The sequence below is a fragment of the Marinigracilibium pacificum genome, assembly GCF_012926615.1.
Classification (GTDB): domain Bacteria; phylum Bacteroidota; class Bacteroidia; order Cytophagales; family Cyclobacteriaceae; genus Mangrovivirga; species Mangrovivirga pacifica.
This window is the reverse complement of the sequence record NZ_JABBNU010000007.1, coordinates 262,974-285,725: the sequence shown is the minus strand read 5'-3', so window position 1 is coordinate 285,725 and position 22,752 is coordinate 262,974. Positions and strand designations below refer to the sequence as shown.

Genomic DNA, 22,752 nt, shown 5'->3' with positions numbered 1-22,752 from the left:
TTGAAAATTCCATATTAATTAGAAAGGCTACCAAATGGTAGCCTTTTTTTATGTATCTGATCAAATAGGTTTTAATTCAAAAGGAAGATCGATTACATTCATGAAATCTTCTGCAGTTTCAAACATGCTTTCATCCTGTTTATCATATATCCAATTAACATTTATAGACTTGCCATTATTCTGACAAATTTCCATTTTCCTAAAGAACTCAATGAGGCATTTACTGCTACTGGTATTGAAATAATCAAGGTTGATATTTATTTCCAATCGCTTTTTATCCTGATTATTAAAAAACTGATCTGCCCATTCAAATAGCGGATGAAAGAATTCAATTGCATTTTCAGGTATAAGTCTACCCGAAATTGAAATTCTATCATCTTCAACTTTATAATCTACTGATGGAGTTCTCTGAGATGGAGTAATATTAAGTTGCAAATTGTTCATTCAGTCGTTGATGAATTATTTTCAACTGAAAGATATAAATATTATCTATTAAGAGAGAAAGTTAGGGTAAATAATATACAAACGTAGAATTTTATCAGATAAACGATGGGATTTCAGGGTTAAATATGTCCTTTACTTAAATCCGTCATCATCATCAACCTGCTCTTCTTGTTCAAAAGGTACCGCTTCTGACTCTTCTTCTACCTCCTCATCGGATTTCTTCTTTTTCTTCTCCTTCTTTTTCTTCTCTTTATTTCCAGACTTCTTCCAGAATTGCCACCATTTCTTTTTAGGAGCAGCTTCTTCGTCTACAGCATCACCCATTGGTTCACCCAATTCATCTACTTCATCAAAAGCACCGCCTTCATCAAACTTCTTTTTTTCGTTATTTTGAGAATCAAGATAATCTGTCCAAACAGAATCAATTTTACTTTGTCTTTCTTCAAGTATATCATTTCCGATAAGCCACATATAACTCATCTGATCAATATTATACTTATTCTTCTCCTGATTACCGTTAGCCACTATTGGCTTTTCTTCTTTAGGGGTATAATATGAGGCTGTATCAATTAACTGTCTATCAGGATCAGCATCCATTTCATATCTATTCTCTCTTTGAGTCTTAGGCACATCACCCTCATCAAACTCAAATACAGAATCTTCTTCATGCTCTTTAGGGTAAACTACTTCCATCGGAATAGTACGCATATCAGCACTACGCTTTTTGTACTCGTTACGCTTAACTATGTTGAGATACATGGATGGCGAGATCAAACCATAGTCAGTTTTTCTAACGGATGCAGTCATCTTTGGAGAGGTGCTATCACTAAAATAGGAAAAACGCTCCTGACGAGCTTCTTCATCGAGTATATAGTAACTCTGAAAAGCCGCACATGTCATTTTCTCCTGACAACTCTGTAATAACGACGCTGTTAAAACAAAAAAAATAACCAAACTATATGGTCTCATTCAATTCCGATGCCTTTATATGCTAACTAAAAAAAACTAGCGATTATTATATTCTACCCATTAAAAATCAATTCCGTATCAAAATGACCTAGCAAAAATACTATTATATCTTAATAATAGAAACATAATGTAATTTATTGCTACAATTCCCACTCTTCGTTCATGTAATTTATAGCATGATGTGCGGTTAAATCAAATTGACATGGCACTACAGAAATGTAATTGTTTGCTATTGCCCATTCATCATTATCTTCACCTTTATCAAAATTCACGAAGTTACCACCTAACCAAAAATATGGTTTACCCATAGGGTCTCTTCGCTTATCAAATGTTTCTTCCCACTTTGCATTTGCCTGTCTGCATATCTTCACTCCTTTAACTGATTCATTTCTCTTTGGAGGAATATTAACATTCAATGCTGTAAACTTCGGCAACCCTTTTTTAAGTGTTTCCTTTGTGATTTTTAATACCCATTCGTCTACATGACTAAAATCAGCCTCGGGATCAAAATCACATAATGAAAACCCTATTGCAGGGGTGCCTTCTATCGCTCCTTCAATTGCAGCACTCATTGTTCCGCTATACAACACACTTATTGATGTATTTGCACCATGATTTATACCACTTACAACAAGGTCGATCTTACGATCTTTTAAAACATGATGTTTTCCCAGTTTGACACAATCAGCAGGAGTCCCACTACATTTATAGGCTTCAACCTCCTCAAAAATCCTTTCTCTTGATAGCCTTAATGTATTACCAATAGTTATTGCATGTCCCATTCCAGACTGAGGACTATCTGGTGCAACTACTACAACTTCACCAACTTGCTTCATAAGATCTACCAACTTTCTTATACCAAAAGCCGTAATCCCATCATCATTTGAAACTAGAATTAAAGGTTTATTATTTTCGTTTTTACTGTTCATTTAATGAATTATAAAACTTTGTAACAGCAATTAAATCATCTGGTTTTTCAATATCAAACCTTCTTTTCTTAATAAACTGTTTAATCTCATTTGACCTGTCTGCCATAACCAAATCAAGTAATTCTCTTTTCTTTGGAGTAAAAAACTTAATTTCCCCACCCTTTTTTAGAAAATAAAAACTTGTTCTTAATACATAACTTTCAACCCAATAATTTCTGTAATAATAATAATTATTGGCACTAGTAGTTCTAGTATCGATATATTCTCTACCTAATAAAGTAAGATCTCCTTCTACCAAAAGCTCAAAAAACATCATCGTCTGATAATTGGTCTCAGCATAAGGAAGGGAATAAAACTTTCGCGTAATCCCCAAAACCTGATCTTCAATAATAAAGAAAATAACTTTTTGAGCAGTATATGTATGGACTACACCATTATTTATAACCTGAATAATATTATTATCCAGGTCATATTTTAATTTACCACTTACTCTTTTATCTCCTTCAAGAATTGCTGTTCCCGGATGAAAAACTTCTGAAGGAAACTCTTGAGCAGAAACATAATTGTTAATTAAAAAAAAACTAAAAAGTACCGCTACGAATTTAATGGTTCTTAAGTATTGTATGTCCCATTTTATCTCGCTTGGTCTTGAGGTATTTTTCATTGTGCTCGTTTGGTTTTACTTCTAATGGTACAGTATCCACAATTTCCAGGCCATAACCGATCAATCCGGTCCTTTTTTTCGGATTATTACTGATTAGTTTGATTTTACTTATACCTAAATCTCTGATAATCTGTGCTCCAACTCCATAATCTCTTTCATCCATTTTAAATCCAAGATGTAAGTTAGCTTCAACAGTATCCATCCCCTCTTCCTGAAGTTTATAAGTCTTCAATTTGTTAATCAGTCCGATACCTCTACCTTCCTGATTCATATAAATAATAACTCCTTTACCTTCTTTTTCCACAAGTTCCATAGCCTTGTGTAATTGAGGACCACAATCACATCTGCAGCTCCCAAAGATATCTCCTGTTACACAGCTTGAATGAACTCTAACCATAACAGGCTCTCCCGGTTCCCATGTACCTTTAACAAGGGCCATATGGATATCTCCGGTATTTGTCTGAACATATGGGTGAAGCATAAAATCACCATATTCAGTTGGCATGCTTACAACTTCTTCTTTCTTTATTAAGCTGTCTTTTTGCAGTCTGTATCTTATCAAATCTTCAATTGAAACTAACAGCAAGCCAAATTTATCAGCAACTTTCCTAAGATCGGGAAGTCTTGCCATTGAACCATCTTCATTCAAAATTTCAACCAGTACACCTGCAGGTTGTAAACCAGCTAATCTCGCTAAATCAATTGAAGCCTCAGTATGACCAGCGCGTCTTAACACACCACCTTTTTTTGCTTTCAAAGGAAAAATATGACCAGGCTTACCCAATTCCTCAGGGTTTATATCAGGATCAACAAGTGCTCTAATTGTCTTGGCTCTATCTGAAGCAGAAATACCAGTAGTACAACCATGACCAACTAAATCTACTGATACGGTAAATGGCGTCTCATAAGCTGCTGTATTTTTACCTACCATTAACTCAAGACCTAACTCCTCACATCTCTCTTCAATCAAAGGAGCACAAATTAGTCCTCGGCCATGAGTTGCCATGAAATTTACTATTTCAGGGGTTATCTTCTCAGCTGCACAAACAAAGTCTCCTTCGTTTTCTCTATCTTCATCATCTACAACGATAACAACCTCTCCCCTTTTTATTGCCTCAATGGCATCTTCAATTCTATCTAACATTGTTTATTGAGTTCTTATTCTATTATATATAACTGATATTTCTTTCCAAAGTTAATTCAGAATCATATCTATATCATACGATTGTATGATAATACTGTTACTATTGTGCTTTTTACTTAAAAATAATTACATTACCCAATGCCTGAGCATACTCCTTTTCAAGATTTTTCAATTCTTTCTGAATACGCATACACTGAATAATTTCCTCGCTATCAGTAAGTTCTTTTAACTTTTCCTTATTCTCATGAAGCATTTTTTTAACATATGCCAGTTTGAGCCTAATTATAACTCCATTAATAACATTATGTAAATGATCTTCTTCCGAGGGCACAAAAATTAAGTGCTTTTTTTCCCAGTTTTCACTTACTTCATGTGGTTTGATAAACATATTGACCAGTTTTTGCTGTAATATTTCATCACCGAAGGTCATGAAGTAACCAATATCAGGCGCACCACCTTCTGCCGCTATTTCCCTATAATGAGTCAGTACAGTGTTATACTCTGCGGTTATCATCTCCATTCCATCTATTTCTTCAAGAATAAAATGGCCAATTAGTGTGCCGTCTTCATCCATCTCATGATGTCCATAAGAAAGCAACACTCTGATTAACTCAGATTCCTGGGATTCAATATAATTATCAACATGTGAAGCTAAGACCGGCTGATCTTCTTCTGCAGGCAAAACTTCAGGTGGCTCAGGAGGAAGAGGCTCATCACCTTTAAATTTATCCCTGGCAGCTTGCTTTTGCTCATTTCTCCTTTTCTGAATGATCAGTTTATTCTCTTCGGCAATCAGAAGATCTTCATCAACATTCAAATGGGTGGATGCCTGTTGAGTATACACTGTTCTTTTGATAGGATCAGGTATTTTTGATATACTCTCAACAATTGCTTTTATCGATTCAGCTTTTGCCTGCGGACTAGTCTTGGCTTCTTCGGAATAGATTTTCAGCTTATATGAAACAAAGTCAGTTGCATTCTCCTTTAGAAACTTTTTGAATTCATCAGCTCCTAATTTCTGGCTATAACTATCAGGATCTTCTCCCTCAGGAAAAACCAAGACCTTAACATTCAGGCCTTTCTCCAAAATCATATCTATACCTCGCATTGCTGCTTTAATTCCGGCAGCATCTCCGTCAAATAGAACGGTTATGTTTTTGGTGTATCGAGATATTAATCTGATTTGATCATCAGTAAGTGAAGTTCCGCTTGATGCAACAACGTTTGCCACATCAGACATATGCATGGAAATAACATCCGTGTAACCTTCAACCAGATAACATTCATCAAATTGTCTGATTGCCTGCTTTGCCTGATAAATACCATAAAGGACCTTACTTTTATGGTAAACCTCAGTTTCAGGTGAATTAACATACTTTGGTTGCTTTTTAGTTGGGTCAAGTTTTAATACCCGACCACCAAAAGCAATTACTTTTCCGCTAACGCTATGAATTGGAAATATCACACGACCTCTAAAACGATCGTAGGCTTTATCCTCTTTTTTTATAATTAAGCCTGCCTTCTCAAGAAACTCTTCCTTATACCCTTTTGAAAGCGCCTCTTTATAAAGACCATCCCATTTCTCAAGACTATAACCCAGATCAAATTCTTTGATAATCTTTTCGTTAAAACCTCGCTCCTTGAAATAAGACAGACCTATACTCCTGCCCTCATCAGACTCTAATAAAGTATGATGAAAATATTCAGCTGCATGATTTAGAACGATAAGAAGGCTTTCACTAGTTGATTGTTTTAAAACAGCCTCTTCAGACAGTTCTTCCATTTCCAACTCGATACCATACTTATCGGCAAGAATTTTAATTGCCTCAAGATACCCTACGCCTTCAAACTCAGTAATGAATTTGATAGCATCCCCTCCTTTTCCTGAGCTAAAGCATTTAAATATCTCTTTGGAAGGAGACACATAAAATGATGGGGATTTTTCATTTGTGAAAGGACTTAAACCACGATAATTCTGACCAACTTTTTTAAGCTGTACATATTCACCGATCACGTCGACTATATCGACATATGATTTTACCTTCTCTATTGAATCATCAGAAATTTTCAATTCCTTAAACTTTAATGTGTATGGAAATATCCATAAAATACAAAATTAAATAATATGTTATTCGATTGAAATTAATTTCGTGTCGTAGTGAAAAAAATTATGATTAACTTGCGCCAAATTTGTTTAAACTAAATAAACATACAAACGTTACCAAAGGTAAAAGACCTACATTTAATATGGCGATTACAAAAGACAAGGTACTTAATGCCCTGAGAGAGGTTGACGATCCGGATTTAAAGAAGGATCTAGTGACGCTAGGCATGATCGAAGATATTAATATCGATGGAAATAACATCAGCTTTAAAGTTGTACTAACAACTCCTGCCTGTCCATTAAAAGAATTGATCAAAAATGATTGTTTAAAAGCTATTGAAAGACATTTTGGCTCTGATGTTAAGGTAGATATCGAAATGACTTCAAGAGTTACAACCATAAGAAATGACTCTCCTGTCTTACCACAGGTAAAAAATATTATAGCAATTGCTTCCGGAAAAGGGGGCGTAGGAAAATCTACAGTTACGGCAAACCTTGCTGTAGCATTAAAAAATGAAGGTGCTAAAGTCGGTATTATTGATGCTGATATCTTTGGACCATCTATTCCTACAATGTTTAATTGTGAAAAAGAACAACCTACTGTTAGAGAGGTAAACGGCAAAAATATGCTTCAGCCTTTAGAGCAATATGGTATTCAACTGATGTCAATTGGATTTCTTGCGCCACCTGATCAGGCTGTTGTTTGGAGAGGTCCTATGGCATCTTCAGCTTTCAGACAGTTTTTCACAGATACTGAGTGGGATGAACTTGATTATCTACTGATTGACCTACCTCCTGGAACTAGTGATATCCATTTAACATTAGTGCAAACAGTACCGGTAACCGGAGCAGTAATCGTAACTACTCCACAAAAAGTAGCAATAGCAGATGCACAAAAAGGTCTGGCTATGTTTAAGCAACCACAAATCAATGTACCTATATTGGGAATTGTTGAAAATATGGCTTATTTTACTCCGGAAGAACTGCCAGATAATAAATATTACATATTTGGTAATGGTGGAGGAAAAAAGTTTGCAGAATTAAATGAAGTACCATTTATTGGCGAACTACCTTTAGTAATGGGAATTAGAGAGAGTGGAGATAGCGGATACCCTGTTACAATGAAAGATACCCCTGTTGCTTCTGATTTCAGAAAATTGGCTAGAAGTCTGGCACAAGAAATTGCTATCAGAAATGCAAAACAGGATAAAACAAAAATAGTTGAACTCAAGTAACTCAATATATGACACTGATTCAAAAAGTAGAAGAGGCAATTAATAATATTCGCCCATATCTTGAAGCAGATGGTGGTGATGTTAAGGTTTTGGATATCAATGATGAAAACATTGTTAAAATCGAATTATTAGGTGCCTGTGGAAGCTGCCCGATGAGTACCATGACTTTAAAAGCTGGTGTTGAGGAAGCGGTGAAAAGAGCTGTACCTGAAATTAATGGTGTTGAAGCAATCAACATTACTAAACCTGGTGACCCTCAAGCAAAATTACCTGATACAATGATGTAAAATGTTAAAATATATTTTTTTAAACATTATATTAATAGTATTAACACAGTTCCGTGCTTTTCCTCAGGAAAAATGCGGAACTGTTTTTTTATCCAAAGAAAAATATGGTTCTAATTATCCTGAAAAGATAAACCGTTTTGAAAAATGGATAAAAATTAAAAAATCAGAGAACAAACAGTTATTTACAACCTCGGAAGTTGAAATAATTCAGATACCTGTAGTAATTCATATTGTCCATAAGGGTGAGTTAGAAGGAGTAAATTCAAATATCCCGAGAGAACAAATAATTTCTCAATTAGAAACATTAAATGAGGATTTTCGAAGATTAAACCCCGATTCAGTTTTTACGCGAAATGAATTTAAACCTGTCGCTGCTGATACAAGAATTGAGTTTGTGTTGGCTAAGCAAGATCCTAATGGGTTTCCAACTGATGGCATAAACAGAGTTCAAGGTCCAAAAGATTCATATAGCCTTAGTTCTAGCGATGAAATAAGCCTAAAGAGCACTAGTTACTGGCCAGCCGAGGATTATTTTAACATCTGGGTGACAGATTTGAGTTTCACTTTAATTGGATATGCTCAATTTCCGGTAAGCTCATTACCTGGACTTGAAGATGCAAAAAACGAAAGACTTACAGACGGTGTGGTAATTGATTATGAGTATTTCGGTACCGGATTTAATACTGAAACAGCCAGTAAAGGAAGAACATTAACCCATGAAGTTGGACATTTTTTTGGCCTCAGACACATATGGGGAGATGGCGACTGCTCAGCTACCGACTATATTTCTGATACCCCTTCACAAAGTTCATCTACCAATGGGTGTCCACCAAATAGTTTCAGTTGTAATAGTGAAGACATGTTTGAAAACTACATGGATTACACCAGTGATGCATGCATGAATATCTTCACTGCGGAACAAGCATCAAGGATGCAGTTGGTATTAAATGAAAGTCCCAGAAGAAAAAGTCTAATTAATTCTCCAGGACTTATTCCGCCACAAATTTATGATCACGATCTCCGGGCAGGCAATATCAATTATCCCGGATTAATTCATTCTGAAACTATTTTAGTTCCTGAAATTGAAATTACTAATAGCGGAACGAATGCAGCTTCCGATTTCACTATTGAAGTAAAAGTCGGGAATAATATAGCTACATTTATTCCTGAAGAACCTATAAACTCAGGCGAAACGAAAATACTTTCCGGGTTTGAAATTGAATTACAACAATCCACTGATTATCTTCAGGAAATCTCAATCAACATCAAATATGATGCTGATCAGAATACCAGTAATAATTCAAAAAGTAAATCATTTTATTTCCACCCTTACAAAATAGAAGTACCATTTAGAGAACGTTTTGAAGGGCCTACAAACTGGCTGAATATTTCAGACAATAATCAAGAATGGAAATATACTAATTCAGTTTTCACAATTTCAGGAGAATCATCCCTTGTCGGGACATTTGCTTCTAATACGATAGGAAACCCACTAATTGTGACACCGGTTTTTGACTTAACAAGAACTGAAAATGCATCTATTTTTATTGATGTGAGTTATAGACCTTCATCAAGTAGAGTCAGTGATGGACTTTCCGTATTAATCTCTACAAACGGGGGGAAATCATTTGACTTCGATGCAGCAACAATTTCAGCATCAACACTAAATGCTGAACCATTCAGAGGAGACTGGGAACCTGTTAATCAAAATGACTGGAAAAGAATATTTGTAGATTTATCAGAATATACTGGAAATGAAAATGTGAGGTTAGCATTTCAAGGCAACAATTTTCAAGGCAATAATTTCTATTTCGATAACATTGAGCTATTCCTAAACAATAATTCCAATCCATTATTTCTTAATGATCCTGATATCAGAGTATATCCAAACCCATCTATCAATGAAACAAATATTGCTTTTTACCTTGATCAAACTCAGGATATTGAAATAACACTTCTAAATGCTAATGGTCAAGTTATGGAAGAGACCAAAATCAGTAATGTTTTGAATCAAACATATACTCAAAACCTAAGAAGTTTAAGTTCTGGTATATATTTTATTCAAATTCAAGGAGAAACTTTCACGCTGACTAAAAGAATCATCAGGCAGTAATACTTATCCATAAATTTTTAATATTTTAGCCATTCAGAATCTATTATCTGCGATGCAAAAAAAGAAGGTAGCTTTATTATATGGTGGAAAGTCTGTGGAGCATGACATTTCTATTCGATCTGCAAAAAATATTTTTGAGGCCGCAAGTAAGGAAAAATATGATTTGTATTGTATTGGCATTGATAAAAAAGGCGGTTGGTTTTTAACTGAAGGAATCATTTCAGAAATGTCAACAGGAGAAGAATTATCATTATCTCTTGAGTTTGGCAAAATGATTTTTAAAACTGAAAATGGCAAAGCCTTAAATTTTGATGTAGCATTTCCTGCTCTGCATGGTACAGATGGAGAAGATGGAAATATTCAAGGGTTACTTGAAGTTGCGGGTATTCCTTATGCTGGTTCAGATGTTATGGGATCTTCCATTGCAATGAACAAGTATTACACTAAGCAAGTTTTAGAAAAACAAGGCATTCCCGTATGTAAATATTTATATTTTGATTACACTCATCAACCGGATTTCGACCAAATCGAGAAAAATCTAGGGCTTCCGTTTATTGTAAAACCAATTAACCTTGGATCTTCGGTAGGAGTTTCAAAAGTCAAATCTAAAGAAGATTTTCAAAAAGCTCTAGATGAAGCCTTTAAATACGATAATGAAATCATCATTGAAGAATTCGTAACTTCGAGAGAATTAGAATGTAGTGTTTTGGTTGATGGAGACCAAATAAAAGCTTCAGTACCTGGAGAAATAGTTGTCGATAAAAACTATGAATTCTATACATTTGAAGCAAAATATGTTGATGGAAACGCCGCAAAACTGGAAATTCCAGCAAAAGTCCCTACCCATATTGAAGAAGCAATTAAGGATCTGTCAATAAATGCATTTAAGGCTGTGGGATGTCAGGGATTTGCAAGAGTGGATGTATTCTATTTGGAAGATCGAGGTATCTGTTACATAAATGAGATAAATACTATACCAGGTTTCACTAATTCATCAATGTTTCCAATGATGTGGAAACATGATGGATATAGTTTCGAAGGACTTATCGATACTATTTTAGATGAAGCTATATACAGATTTGAAAGAAAAACACGTTTAAAAACTAACTTTAATTCAGGATTAGAGTAAACTATGGATCTAAAAAATTTTTTCCCTAAATCAAATACACTGCAAGGTCTGCTTACAAACATCGGACTAATTTTTGTTGCAGCATTTATTTTATTATACATTGTTTTCTATGTTATTCTTCCCAAAATAACTCTTCATGGAGAGGTCATAACTGTACCAAATGTAACATTAAAGTCAGTTGATGAACTTGAAGAAGAATTAACAACGAGAAATCTGGAATATGAAATAAAAGCAGACTCAGATTACAATAAAAATTTCCCTGCTGAAGTTGTATTAAAGCAATACCCTGAAGCTGGAACTAAGGTAAAAAAAGGAAGAGTAGTATCTTTAACTTTAAATGCTTCACACCCTCCTGAAATCACAATGCCTAAATTGATTGACTCAGGTGTAAAAAGTGCTATGAGAGAACTAAAAAGTTATGGTCTTGAAGTAGGAGAAATAATATATGAGCCAGGAATGGCTAATTTGGTATTAGATCAACAGGTAAAAGGCAAGACTATTCAACCAGGCACCAAAATTTATAAGGGCACAGCTATTGATTTAGTAGTTGGAGACCAAGGGGCTCCTTTGGATAATCCTAATATAAAGGGGCTTAATTATTTTGAAGCAGAAACTATTTTGTTAGGTTCCGGACTTAAGATAGGAGAAGTTTTTCAGCAATCCATTCCAGCAGATTCTGCAGGACCTGGAACTGTATTAAGACAAATGCCTCCTTCAGGACAAAAAGTATATACAGGTACAACAATTGACTTGTGGATAGTAGAGATAGACAGTGCAACAATAGAAGAAATGAAGATCATGAACTCAGGTCAAAATTTAGACGATGGTTCAGGTAATGATCAATAATATGAAATTGAAAGCATTAACCATATTAATTCTTTTTTGTGGATATTCTGTAAAAGCTCAGATAATAGAAAAACCTATTGACTATTATGCTGATTATGAAACTAATAGATCAAGCAGAATTAACAATGACACATTGGTCACTACAATACCCTTCTTTGATGATTTCTCTGATCATAAAGAAGGATTTAAAAAAGAATTATGGTATAACTATGAAAATGTAAATCTTGACAAAAATGCAGGGTCAAATATTCCTTCTCTTGGAGCTGTTAGACTAGACGGCACTAAGGCCGGAGGAATAGCATATTCAAATGCAAACATTGATGGCTATGCAGATGTAATAACATCGAATATTATAGATCTAAGTATTGTCCCTTTAAATCAAAGAGACTCTACTTATTTAGGTTTTTATTTCCAGAAAAAAGGACTAGGTGAAATTCCAGATAACGAAGACTCACTTATCGTTCAAATGTTATCTCAAAATATGATTTGGCATAATGTTCTGGGTTTTTCAGGAGCGGATATTAATGAAATTGATACATTTATATATGCCTCAGTCAAAATTCCGGATTCTTTATTCCATGAAAAATTCATGTTTAGATTCATAAATTACGGGAATCTTTCCGGACCTTATGATGTGTGGAATATTGATTATGTAACCCTTATGAGTAGTCAGGATGGAATGGAAGGAGATTATCCTGACAGAACATTAGTGAGTACGCCTAAAAATTTATTTGAAGGATATTTCTCTTATCCCTTAGATCACATAAAAAAAGATTTACCCTCAAATAGTGCTCCTAATGGGGTCTTTGGGAAAAATCTATCATCATCAATCAGGGTTGTCGAATATGGAATGAATATCCTTGATGCAAAATCCGGAAGTTTAATTGAAACTCTACAACAACAAATAGTAAAAGACACATTATTTTCTCAATTAGGTCAGAAGCTATATTATTCAGTTCAAGCAAAACCAGCATCAAAAATCACTGATTATATATCTGCTTACGAAGGTGACAGTCTTTTTCTTGAAGGTTTTTTCTATTCTCAACCTGATGATTTTTTTGTAGAGGGATCTTTGGATTATAGAATTAATGATACAACAAGCATTATTTACCCTTTCATTGATTACTACGCTTATGATGATCACAGCCCGGAAAATGGAGCTGAAACTATTGGAAGTGGATCACAGGTTGCAATCCAATATGTTATAGATCAACCAGACACACTTACTGCAATTGATATTTACTTTCTGGGACGACCAGGGCAGTTGGTTGTTCCTTACATCTCAAAAGATCTAGGTAACAATAAAAACAGCCGATCTGACGCTGTTAGACTTCCTATTGATGGTTCTCCAGCAAGATATAAGATTGATCCTATATTAATTGAAGATACTGTATATATAGGTTTTCAGAAATTTATTGATGCAGGTATTCCTGTTGGGCTAGATAAAGATATAGATTCTGGTGATAAGCTATTTTATAATATTGATGGGTTCTGGATAAAAAATTCTAATATAACAGGTAGCATAATGATAAGACCTGTATTTGGAAAAATAGATATAATAACCGGAATTAATGACAAGCTAAAAAATGAGGTTAGTATTTACCCAATTCCATCAAAAGGCTCTATCAAACTAACTGAAAATGTTTATAATTGGTCTATATATAACATCAACGGACAGTTTATTAGTGGAAATGATGAATATAAAAAGGGAAATGAAATAATTTTGCAAAACGCTACTGAAGGTATTTATATTTTTCAGGGATTTGATAACAACAACAACCCAATAAAACTTAAATTTATAATTCAATGAACAACCACCTTTCACCCCGTGAGTATTTGGATTTAGTTGAAAATAATTCTCAATTAATAACTTTTGATGTAAGAGAAAAGTGGGAACATGAAGAACTTCCTTTTGGAGATTTGAACATTAGCGTATATGAGCTGCCTAATATTTTATCTCAGGTTGATCAATACAAAAACAATGATATTGTAGTTTGTTGTAAAACCGGTAAAAGAGGACTGATTGCCATGAAAATCTTAAGAGCAAATGGCTTCAAATCGGTAAAGAACCTATCAGGAGGAATTACAGCATTAAACGAATTAAAAGAGCTGACAATTAGTTAAAAACATTGTCAGCTCTTTTAATTTTATTATACCTTTTTCTAAATCACCTCTTATTTGGTCCTTTTGATCTTCTACTGTGACTTTTCCTAGATATTTTAAAGAATTTCACTTGCTTTAGAAGAGATACTCCAAAATATAAAGATTGCGGTGAGCTTTCGATGTCATGCTTGACATTTATGAACTCACCATATGGATCTACAAATATTTCATCGTACCTACCAATATTTGAATGCCCCTGTCTATACTGAGCCTCAAAACCTATTAGATAACCTTGTTCAAGCCTATAAAAGTAACCAAAACCAAAATTCATACTCCATCCTACCTTATTCATATCGGTTGGATTAAAGGTTGAACGATTACCGTCAACAGGACCCTCTTCAAAATTGTAACTTAATTCTTCAAATGTTAATGGACTTCCAACCTGTGGAGTAATTGTTCCATTGCCTCCTAAAAACAAGTTCATAGAGGGGCCAACACTTAAATAAAAATTTCCATTTCCAGCGGGCAATAAGACTCTTAAATTTAAAGGGAAATCAAGATACCTATAGCTAGCTTTGTTTTTATATTTCAGTTCATTTTGAGTTTGATCTTTACCCTCAATTGTGAATAAAGCCCCACTTGAAATAGCGAAATGATCTGAGATATCATAATGAACCCCAAGTCCTGCAGAAAATCCTGGTTTAAAACCAAAATCAGACAATTCTCTTTCTGTTTTACTTCCAATCCGAGTATATCCATGACTAAATCCGGCTTCCGCCCCCATGTATAACTGTGAAAATGAATTAAAAACAGAAATTACAGCAAGTAAAAAAGTTAAACAAAAATTCCTTTCCATAAAAAAATACGATTGAGTTCAAATATATAAAATCAATCGTATTTTTCTTTAAATGAGTAATAAAAATCCTCAAATTAGACATTAATATGTCCCAGAAGCTCTTTGTTGCTCCTCTACAAAGAGTCTGTATCGATCAAAAATAGATCTTACAGCATTCTTTACAATTTTTTGATTATCAGTATACGTTCCCGCATATAGGCCACTGGCATATCCTTGCCAAATAGTAGCGCCTTTTTTCCTGTCCATTAACTGTATAAGCATTGTTCCTTTTACTAATGGGATTTTCACAGGATCATATCTATTATCATCCTCATCAATTTCTTCTTCCTCATCAGGCTGATACTTAACAAAGTATTCTAACTCTGGTTGATTATAACCAGTATATTTGAAATCTTCTTCATATAATTTATAGAAAACCAGAATATTAGGATTTTTTTCTTTGTAATTATATCCTCTTACATTCATTCTATAAAATATTTCATCCTTAATCATATTCTCTAAAGTTGAATCGACAGGATCATCAGAATACATTTCCACAAAAGCAAATGTCCTGTAATTTTTAAAAAATCCTTTATAAGAATAATCTGAATCGATGATATACTCATTATAATTTGAACATCCCATTAAGATGGTAAGTGATAGTACAAATATTGGTAGTCGGTTGATGAAGTTTTTATTCATGGTAGTAAGGTATTTAATAACTATTTACGGTATTAACTTAATTTAGTATTTAATTGTTTGACTAACAACACATAACACAAAATAAAAAACGTCAACATCACGACATAACCATATTTTTATTTGAAATAATTATATTAAAAACTGCTATTTCGAATACAAAATACCCAAGGTTAGGTATTTATTAGTGCTAAATATTTTTTGAAATTAATCTATTATAATCTGCCTATTAATAGGCCATTTAACTAAATGATACCCTAAACAAAAATGATATGTTTAATTTCAAAGTTGCCCATCTTGAGAAGCTTGCTAAAATTAATCACTTTAACATTGATGAAAGAAAAATGATGTTCTTCGGACTAAGAGGATGTCTTCCTGTATTTGATGAATCAATGGAGTTTAAAGATGAGCATGAAATTGAAATTAGTAATACAGATAATATTCATCCTAACTGTATCATTGGGCAATATCATCCGGACAAAGGCATTGCTTTATTTCCCGGCAGTACAGTTCCTCATCTAAATCATATAAAGGTGTCAGTTAACAAAGGAGGCTTTGGAACAAACATGTTATTAACCGGGTTTTATCATGATTATCGAAAAGGATGGCATAAAGCAGGTAAACCCACCGGACATGAAGCATTCAGACAGGACAACAAGCTACCTGTAAGAAGAACTATGGATGACCTAGATTACGATAACGATGACAGAGTAGAATATACCAGACCCTATGATAATCTACATGCAGCCTGGTGTATGAGCTCCAGAGATAGTAAATATGCAAGTGCTGGATGCCAGGTTATTGTTGGTTACCCAAAATGTCAAAGCAGACATGACAGCAATTTAAAACCACTACCAGAGACAGGGCCTTGGAAGTATTTTAGAGAGAATGCATACAATATTGATCAGGATTCATTTAATTATATGCTTTTAACAGGCTGGGATGCAAAAAGAGTTTCTGCTTCAGGAAATAAAAAGATGTCGTCAAGATTAAGATATGGGTCTACAGGTAATCTTGTATCAGAAGCTCAAAAAGCTTTGAAAGCGAAGAATTTTTATGAAGGAAAAATAGATGGAGATTTTGGTTCGAGAACACTCAGGTCTGTATTGGAATTTCAGGAAGCAAATTTTGGTAAAGACTCAGATGATGGAATAATTGGCCCATTAACTGCTTCAGCATTAAATATGAGCTGGGAATAATCAATATACCAGTTAATCTATTATTTATTCTTCTAAATAAGGGACAACGATATTTAACTAGAGTACAATTGTGACTATTTTGGGCTTAAAATTCATGAAATTTAGATGACACAAAATTGATTCGAATTATGCTATAGATCTATAATTTTACTAATCGGATACAACCCTCTATGCTGTACTTTTTGCATACCATTTTCATCATACCATAACATATAGGGATAAACCAATTCATTTTCTAAAAATGGATCTACGTTTTCTCTTTTAGCCTGAGCAAAAGTTATAAATGCTCTCTCTTCAGGCAGGAAAGATTCTTTAAATTCTTTTATTTTATTAAGGTTTTCGAACAAAACAAATACTATCTCAGTATCCACTAGTTTATCTAAGTTGCTTCTAACTTGACCTATTTCTCTTTTACAATAGTCACAATTTGAGTTTACAAGAAATACAACAGTTTGTTTGCCTTCTCCAATCTGAGAAACAGAGGTTTTAGTATTATTAAGAAGAATCAATGAAATATCAGGTATTGATGGTCTATTAATTTTCTCAGTAAGAAAGAATATATATACTTGATAAAGAATTGCAACACCAAATAGTATTATAATACCTAGTTTTAAATTGCTTTTCATTTCAAAATTCCATTTAATTTATATGCTGACTCTTTTATTAAATTGATAGTTGTGGAATCATGGTTATACACAGAATACCATCCCTGTCTCTCATGAGGTGGGTCACCTATCAATTCACTATTAATATTCCACATTCCACCAGGTTCAGATGGTTTACCTTCGCCTCCCCAAGACCAAAAATTGCACCCCTGAATCGGACCATTTTCATTTATATTTTGGATTGCAAAATCAAATACATATTTATAAAATTGATCTCTAAACTTAGTGGTCGAATTAATTGAAAAATCTCCATGGTCTCTACTAACCCCAAACTCCTCAATTACCACCGGTTTTTTAAGCTTAATTGCCTTATGAAGTTGTTTTTCAAAATATTTATTAGACCTTAATAATGCTTCATTAAATGTCTCCGGATTTTCTGGGTTAAACCACCCCCAATTTTGAATCCAGAGATGAATTGTAGCGTAATCTATTGCATCATATCTATTATCTCTATATAAATCAATTCCATCTCTTTCATATCCCCCATCTCCTTCAGCACCAAGTGAAACCATGTGATTATTATCAATTCGTTTCAAAAAACCGGAGGTTTTCTTAATCCATTTTTGATACTTTTTTTGTTTATCATACCCTCTTGGTTCATTTGCAAGCTGCCACGAAAGTATGGTAGGATCATCTCTATACTTCAGATTATTAAAAGTATTTACACGATTGACCATCATTTTTAAATGTTCTTTAAAAAGCCTTTGAGCTTTATTGTTTTCATAAAATGATAGTGAATAGTTTATGAAGTTATCCCAATTACCTCCATTCTCTATATCAGGCATAGGGATTTCAGAACCTTCCACCCATGATACATATTGAGGCATGCCGCCACTCCACATCCAAAAATTATTTAAAACCACCACGGCAGTCATATCACGTTTTCTCAACTCATTTAAAAAGAAATCCAACCCCTTGAATACATTTTCATTATACTCCTCTTCTGAAACTAGTAATGGTGGAGATATTTGATACTTTCCACTCCCCTCTGACGACCCCAATATTCGCAGATTTTTGATTCCCAATGACTTCAAGTAATCCAACTCTCGTATAAGTCTATTCCTGTCACCTGGTGTCGAATCCATTCCTAAATACATTCCATACCAATAGTTTGCACCAATGAACTTATACATCATATCCCCTTTATAAAAATGACCAGACTCAATTCTTACAAAGTCACCACCCTGAGAATAAGCTGGTACAGATAACAAAATGAAAAAGAAAAAAAGACTAAATTTCATTTACTATTATATATTCATAATGAACAAAAGTATTATCCAGGAATAGGGAACTACAACCCATTATTTCCCTCCTCAACATCATCAAATGCCTCATCTTTATAACTTGAAGGGTTAATTTTAAATTGCTTTTTAAAACACTTTCTAAAATATTGAAGGTCTGAAAAACCACATAAATAAGTTGTTTCTGAAACAGTATATTGACCGGTTTTTAGTAATTGGGCAGCTCTTTTTAGGCGTATATTTCTGATAAATTCATTTCCGGAAAGACCCAGCATGGATTTTAATTTTCTATACAATTGCATTCTACTCAATCCAACATCCTTGCCTAGATCTTCTACAGAATAGTCAGAATTTGACATGTTTCTTTCGATACTTTCGAGTGCTGACTTAATAAATATTTCGTCTGAAGAAGTGAATGAAAACATACTTGGTTCTAATTGAAGTTCACTTCTCTCATTGAAAATCTCCCTTAATTGTTTTCTTTGTCTAATTAAATTATTTACTCTTACTTTTAGAAGGTTACTGGAAAAAGGCTTTGAAATATAACCATCGGCACCACTTTCATAACCTTCAGTTTCAAAAATCAACGAAGTCCTTGCAGTTAGTAAAATGACCGGGATATGAGAAGTTTTTGTATTAGTTTTTAAATTTTTACACAATGAGATTCCATCCATTACAGGCATCATAACATCACTAATTACCAAGTCAGGAACCTCATCAATAGCAAGTTCTAATGCCTCTTCTCCATTCGATGCTTCCAAAACAACATAATTCTTTAAAAATGTTGACTTGATAAATGATCTTACATCCGCGTTGTCTTCCACAACCAGAATTTTGTCTAAATCTTTTATATCTGAATAATTGACTTCACCATTAGTTAAATCTCCTTCTAAACTCAATGCATCATCCAAATATTTTTCGATTTGTTCACTATTTTTAAAATCATCAATTATCTGTTCATCTTTAAAATGTTCCCTACCTTTCTTTATAGAGATTTTAAACTCGGTCAATTCATTTTCTATACTATTAAAAGTGATATCAGCATGGTGCAGTCGAACCAGATTATTGACCAATGCAAGGCCTATACCTGTGCCACCAATAGATTTTTCACTTGAATAAAATCTGGTGAATATTTTATCAAAATTTTCCTCAGGTATGCCTTTCCCATTGTCTTCAACTATTAAATCAACAGTATCTGTCTTTTCAATTATTTTGATTACCACTTCACCACCTTTTGGAGTGTTTTTGAAAGAATTAGAAAGCAGATTGTATAATATTTTTTCAAACTGATCACGATCGAAAAATAGATTAATAATGTTTGATGAGTAAAATATATTAAAGCTAATCCCTAATTCTTCGGCTCTTGAATCAAAGGACAATTTGATCTCTTTCACAAAGTTTACAAAGTTCCCTTCAGCAACACGAATTTTTAAGTTTCCTGACTCAGCTTTACGAAAATCTAAAAGCTGGTTAATCAGATTAAGAAGACGAGAGGCATTGCCTTTAACAATATTAAGTTGTTGCTTGGTATACTTATCAGTAGTTTTTTCTATTAGGTTTTCTATAGGACCTAAAATCAAGGTAAGTGGTGTTCTGAATTCGTGTGAAACATTTGTAAAAAACTGAAGCTTAGCTTTATTGGTATTTTCAAGGTTCTCTCTTTCGAGTCTAACAAGCTTTAGATTATTTTCATAGTTAGTTCTAGCAACAACAAGGTATCTAAATCCTAATAAAAGCATAATAAAAACTGTACTAAACAAGATGTAAGCCCAGGTCGTTTTCCACCACGGAGGCAAAATAGTTATGGATAATTCCGCCGGATTTTCAGACCAGTCGACACCATTAATTGAAGCTTTTATTCGAAAAGTATAATCTCCAGGTTTTAAAGTTGTAAATGACACAACTCTTTCTTTACCTAATAACACCCAATCATCATTCAAATTAGACATTTGATAGGCATATACAATATCATTTTGAGAAGTGAAATTTATTCCTGTAAAGTGGATTGTGAAAAAATTCTGATCATTATCTAGAGTAATTTTCTTAGTATAAAGCAGGCTATTTTCAAGAATTCCATGTTCATCACCTACCTTTAGAGGCTCATGAAATAAACTTATACCTGACAAAAAAATATTTGTAGAATTATTATCGACTTTTATGTTGTAAGGATCAAAAAGGTTAAGCCCACTATTCCCACCGAATACTAACCTACCATCAGATAGTTTCAAAGCACTTCTAGGCATAAATTGATAGCCTTGTAATCCGTCATCTACATCAAAATTTTGAAATGTTTTTAAAACCGGATCGAACTTACAGATCCCTCTGTTAGTACTGATCCATATATTACTCTTATCATCTTCGAGAAGACCTACAATTACATTATTTGGCAATCCGTCTTTAGTTGTAAATACTTCAAAAGAATCAGTCTCTCTGTCATATAAATTAAGACCTGCCCCATTTGTACCAATCCAGATTCTATTTTTACTATCCACCAAAACACTATTCAGTGCATTTAGAGATATAGATTTATTTTCACCAGCTTTATAATGCTTAAATTTCCCAGACTCAGGATCAAATCTATCAAACCCTTTAAATTCAGTAACAATTAATAAATCACCATTATAGTCTTCAACAATTTGATTTATTGCAGAACCAGCAAATGAATCAGGGTTATCAGGATTGTGAGTGTAATTTATAAAACTATCATTTTCCGGGTCATATTTACTGATTCCATTCCCCCAGGTTCCGATCCAGATATTATTTTTTGAATCTTCAAATATCACATAAACATTATCGTCTGTCAAAGAATGTTTATCGTTATCATCATGAACATAATGACTTATTTGACCTTCCGGAGAAATTTTATTCAACCCATTGCCCCATGTACCTATCCATAAATTTCCTTTGGAATCATATTTTAAGGATAAAGTTTTATTACTGGCTATGCCATTTTGCTCCTTGGTTATCTTTCTAAATGTCCGGTCTTCCTCATTAAAAATATTAATACCTCCGCCATCTGTTCCAATAATTAAATCCCCATTTCTGGTTTCTGCAAAACCTGTTATTTTATCACTGGACAGGCTTTCGGGTTTATATCCATTTTTTTTAATGTGATTAAACTGATGTCGATAAGGATCATAAAGACAAATACCTCCAAGTCGGGTAGAAACCCACATTCTCTCTTTATCATCTATAAGAATACTTGTTATAATATCACTTGAAAGACTATAAACATCACCTTCTATACTTGTAAAAGCTTCAAAAACACCCTTTCCTTTATATCGTGCTAACCCATTGTCTGTTGCTACCCAAATTTCACCAGCCTTATTTTGTGTTATATCATAAACATAATTATCAGGGAGATAACTTTCTTGTCCTTTTCTTATGAAATTACTTGTTGAATCATTTAGATCGATGATACTTATCCCTGAATTAAAATGCCCTGCCCATAACTTATTGCCACTATCAAACAAAAGCGATATTACTTCTCTCGAACTATATAACTCTATATTTAATAATTTTATTTGATTGTTTTTAACTGTGTAAATTCCTTGTTCTGCTCCAATAAACAAGGATCCACCTGGTCCTTTTACAATACAATGTATAATTTGATTTCTTAATGACCCAAAACTATCTGGTAACTCAATAAAATTATTCTTTTGGGTATCAAAGGCATAAAGCCCAGCTCCTGTACCAACCCATAGAGTATGATTATCTGAAATAAAAAGAGAATAAATTATGTTAGCGTCAGAATTATTTTGCCCTGAAAGAGGCCGATAGGTAAAAAAACGGCCTAAACGTCTATCATATTTATTTAATCCATCATAAGTTCCTATCCAAAGGTTGCTTGAATCTCCTTCTATCAATTCAAATATTCTATTGTTACTGATATTTAAATTTTCCTTTTCATTTGAACCGTATGTAAAAGTGGTAAACTCATATCCGTCAAACCTGTTTAGACCATCATCAGTGCCAACCCAAATGTACCCGAGTGAATCTTGTATAATACAGGATGTATTCATGTTAGATAGGCCTCGCTCCATTCCCATGTTTTCAAACCTGATTTCAGTTTGACCAAAAAGACCCCCTAAAGAGCTAAAAAATGATAAAAAATAAATCAAATAATTGATTCTCATATATTTATAA

The 22,752-nt window shown here is 33.6% G+C and carries 19 protein-coding genes; 8 read left to right on the top strand and 11 right to left on the bottom strand.

Annotated elements, in window-relative coordinates; all coding sequences use genetic code 11:
• Positions 1-60 precede the first annotated feature (60 nt).
• The 6 genes from HH304_RS12930 to dnaG form a co-directional block, all read right to left on the bottom strand.
• On the bottom strand, positions 61-444 hold the full coding sequence (locus HH304_RS12930; protein WP_169682297.1) for a DUF1987 domain-containing protein: 384 nt from the start codon (positions 442-444) through the stop codon (positions 61-63).
• A gap of 132 nt (positions 445-576) precedes the next feature.
• The gene (locus HH304_RS12925) at positions 577-1,413 is read right to left on the bottom strand and encodes a hypothetical protein (RefSeq protein ID WP_169682295.1); all 837 of its coding nucleotides are present in this window, start codon (positions 1,411-1,413) and stop codon (positions 577-579) included.
• A gap of 140 nt (positions 1,414-1,553) precedes the next feature.
• Positions 1,554-2,342, bottom strand: coding sequence for a 5'/3'-nucleotidase SurE (gene surE / locus HH304_RS12920; protein ID WP_169682293.1), 789 nt, complete (start codon positions 2,340-2,342; stop codon positions 1,554-1,556).
• Positions 2,332-3,006 (bottom strand): hypothetical protein, encoded by a 675-nt coding sequence (locus HH304_RS12915; protein WP_169682291.1) that lies wholly within the window; start codon positions 3,004-3,006, stop codon positions 2,332-2,334. The genes surE and HH304_RS12915 overlap by 11 nt, the downstream gene beginning before the upstream one ends.
• Entirely contained in the window at positions 2,945-4,150 is a 1,206-nt protein-coding gene (locus HH304_RS12910; protein ID WP_169682289.1) for a bifunctional 3,4-dihydroxy-2-butanone-4-phosphate synthase/GTP cyclohydrolase II, read from the bottom strand. Before HH304_RS12910 ends, HH304_RS12915 begins: the two co-directional genes overlap by 62 nt.
• Before the next feature lie 112 nt (positions 4,151-4,262).
• Entirely contained in the window at positions 4,263-6,221 is a 1,959-nt protein-coding gene (gene dnaG / locus HH304_RS12905) for a DNA primase (RefSeq protein ID WP_169682287.1), read from the bottom strand.
• Positions 6,222-6,397: 176 nt separating this feature from the next.
• On the opposite strand from dnaG, the gene HH304_RS12900 reads away from it, so the two are divergent.
• From HH304_RS12900 to HH304_RS12870, 7 genes are read left to right on the top strand one after another with little or no spacing between them, the layout of a single operon-like run.
• The gene (locus tag HH304_RS12900) at positions 6,398-7,489 is read left to right on the top strand and encodes an Mrp/NBP35 family ATP-binding protein (protein WP_169682363.1); all 1,092 of its coding nucleotides are present in this window, start codon (positions 6,398-6,400) and stop codon (positions 7,487-7,489) included.
• 8 nt (positions 7,490-7,497) lie between these two features.
• On the top strand, positions 7,498-7,776 hold the full coding sequence (locus HH304_RS12895; protein ID WP_169682285.1) for a NifU family protein: 279 nt from the start codon (positions 7,498-7,500) through the stop codon (positions 7,774-7,776).
• 1 nt (position 7,777) lies between these two features.
• Positions 7,778-9,889, top strand: coding sequence for a M43 family zinc metalloprotease (locus HH304_RS12890; protein WP_169682283.1), 2,112 nt, complete (start codon positions 7,778-7,780; stop codon positions 9,887-9,889).
• Between the two features lie 52 nt (positions 9,890-9,941).
• A complete protein-coding gene (locus HH304_RS12885; protein WP_169682281.1) occupies positions 9,942-11,018 on the top strand; it encodes a D-alanine--D-alanine ligase family protein in 1,077 nt (358 codons plus the stop codon).
• Positions 11,019-11,021: 3 nt separating this feature from the next.
• Positions 11,022-11,864 (top strand): PASTA domain-containing protein, encoded by an 843-nt coding sequence (locus tag HH304_RS12880; protein WP_169682279.1) that lies wholly within the window; start codon positions 11,022-11,024, stop codon positions 11,862-11,864.
• Position 11,865: 1 nt separating this feature from the next.
• Positions 11,866-13,674: a T9SS type A sorting domain-containing protein gene (locus tag HH304_RS12875; protein WP_169682277.1), complete on the top strand. Its 1,809-nt coding sequence runs from the start codon at positions 11,866-11,868 to the stop codon at positions 13,672-13,674.
• Positions 13,671-13,988 (top strand): rhodanese-like domain-containing protein, encoded by a 318-nt coding sequence (locus HH304_RS12870; protein ID WP_169682275.1) that lies wholly within the window; start codon positions 13,671-13,673, stop codon positions 13,986-13,988. Before HH304_RS12875 ends, HH304_RS12870 begins: the two co-directional genes overlap by 4 nt.
• Positions 13,989-14,031: 43 nt before the next feature.
• Here the strand turns inward: HH304_RS12870 and HH304_RS12865 are convergent, their stop codons facing one another.
• Together HH304_RS12865 and HH304_RS12860 are read right to left on the bottom strand one after the other, a co-directional pair.
• Positions 14,032-14,823 (bottom strand): porin family protein, encoded by a 792-nt coding sequence (locus HH304_RS12865; RefSeq protein ID WP_169682273.1) that lies wholly within the window; start codon positions 14,821-14,823, stop codon positions 14,032-14,034.
• 81 nt (positions 14,824-14,904) lie between these two features.
• The gene (locus HH304_RS12860; RefSeq protein ID WP_169682271.1) at positions 14,905-15,504 is read right to left on the bottom strand and encodes a DUF4136 domain-containing protein; all 600 of its coding nucleotides are present in this window, start codon (positions 15,502-15,504) and stop codon (positions 14,905-14,907) included.
• A 269-nt stretch (positions 15,505-15,773) separates the two neighbouring features.
• Between HH304_RS12860 and HH304_RS12855 the strand changes: the two genes are divergently transcribed.
• Positions 15,774-16,700, top strand: a complete 927-nt coding sequence (locus tag HH304_RS12855; RefSeq protein ID WP_271711608.1) for a peptidoglycan-binding domain-containing protein — start codon at positions 15,774-15,776, stop codon at positions 16,698-16,700.
• Between the two features lie 131 nt (positions 16,701-16,831).
• On the opposite strand, the gene HH304_RS12850 is transcribed toward HH304_RS12855, so the two are convergent.
• From HH304_RS12850 to HH304_RS12840, 3 genes are read right to left on the bottom strand one after another with little or no spacing between them, the layout of a single operon-like run.
• Positions 16,832-17,326 carry a peroxiredoxin family protein gene (locus HH304_RS12850; RefSeq protein ID WP_169682269.1) on the bottom strand — a complete coding sequence of 165 codons (495 nt, stop codon included), beginning with the start codon at positions 17,324-17,326 and terminating at the stop codon, positions 16,832-16,834.
• The gene (locus HH304_RS12845; protein ID WP_169682268.1) at positions 17,323-18,606 is read right to left on the bottom strand and encodes a glycoside hydrolase 5 family protein; all 1,284 of its coding nucleotides are present in this window, start codon (positions 18,604-18,606) and stop codon (positions 17,323-17,325) included. The genes HH304_RS12850 and HH304_RS12845 overlap by 4 nt, the downstream gene beginning before the upstream one ends.
• Positions 18,607-18,656: 50 nt before the next feature.
• Positions 18,657-22,742 carry a hybrid sensor histidine kinase/response regulator transcription factor gene (locus HH304_RS12840; protein ID WP_169682266.1) on the bottom strand — a complete coding sequence of 1,362 codons (4,086 nt, stop codon included), beginning with the start codon at positions 22,740-22,742 and terminating at the stop codon, positions 18,657-18,659.
• Positions 22,743-22,752: the final 10 nt, after the last annotated feature.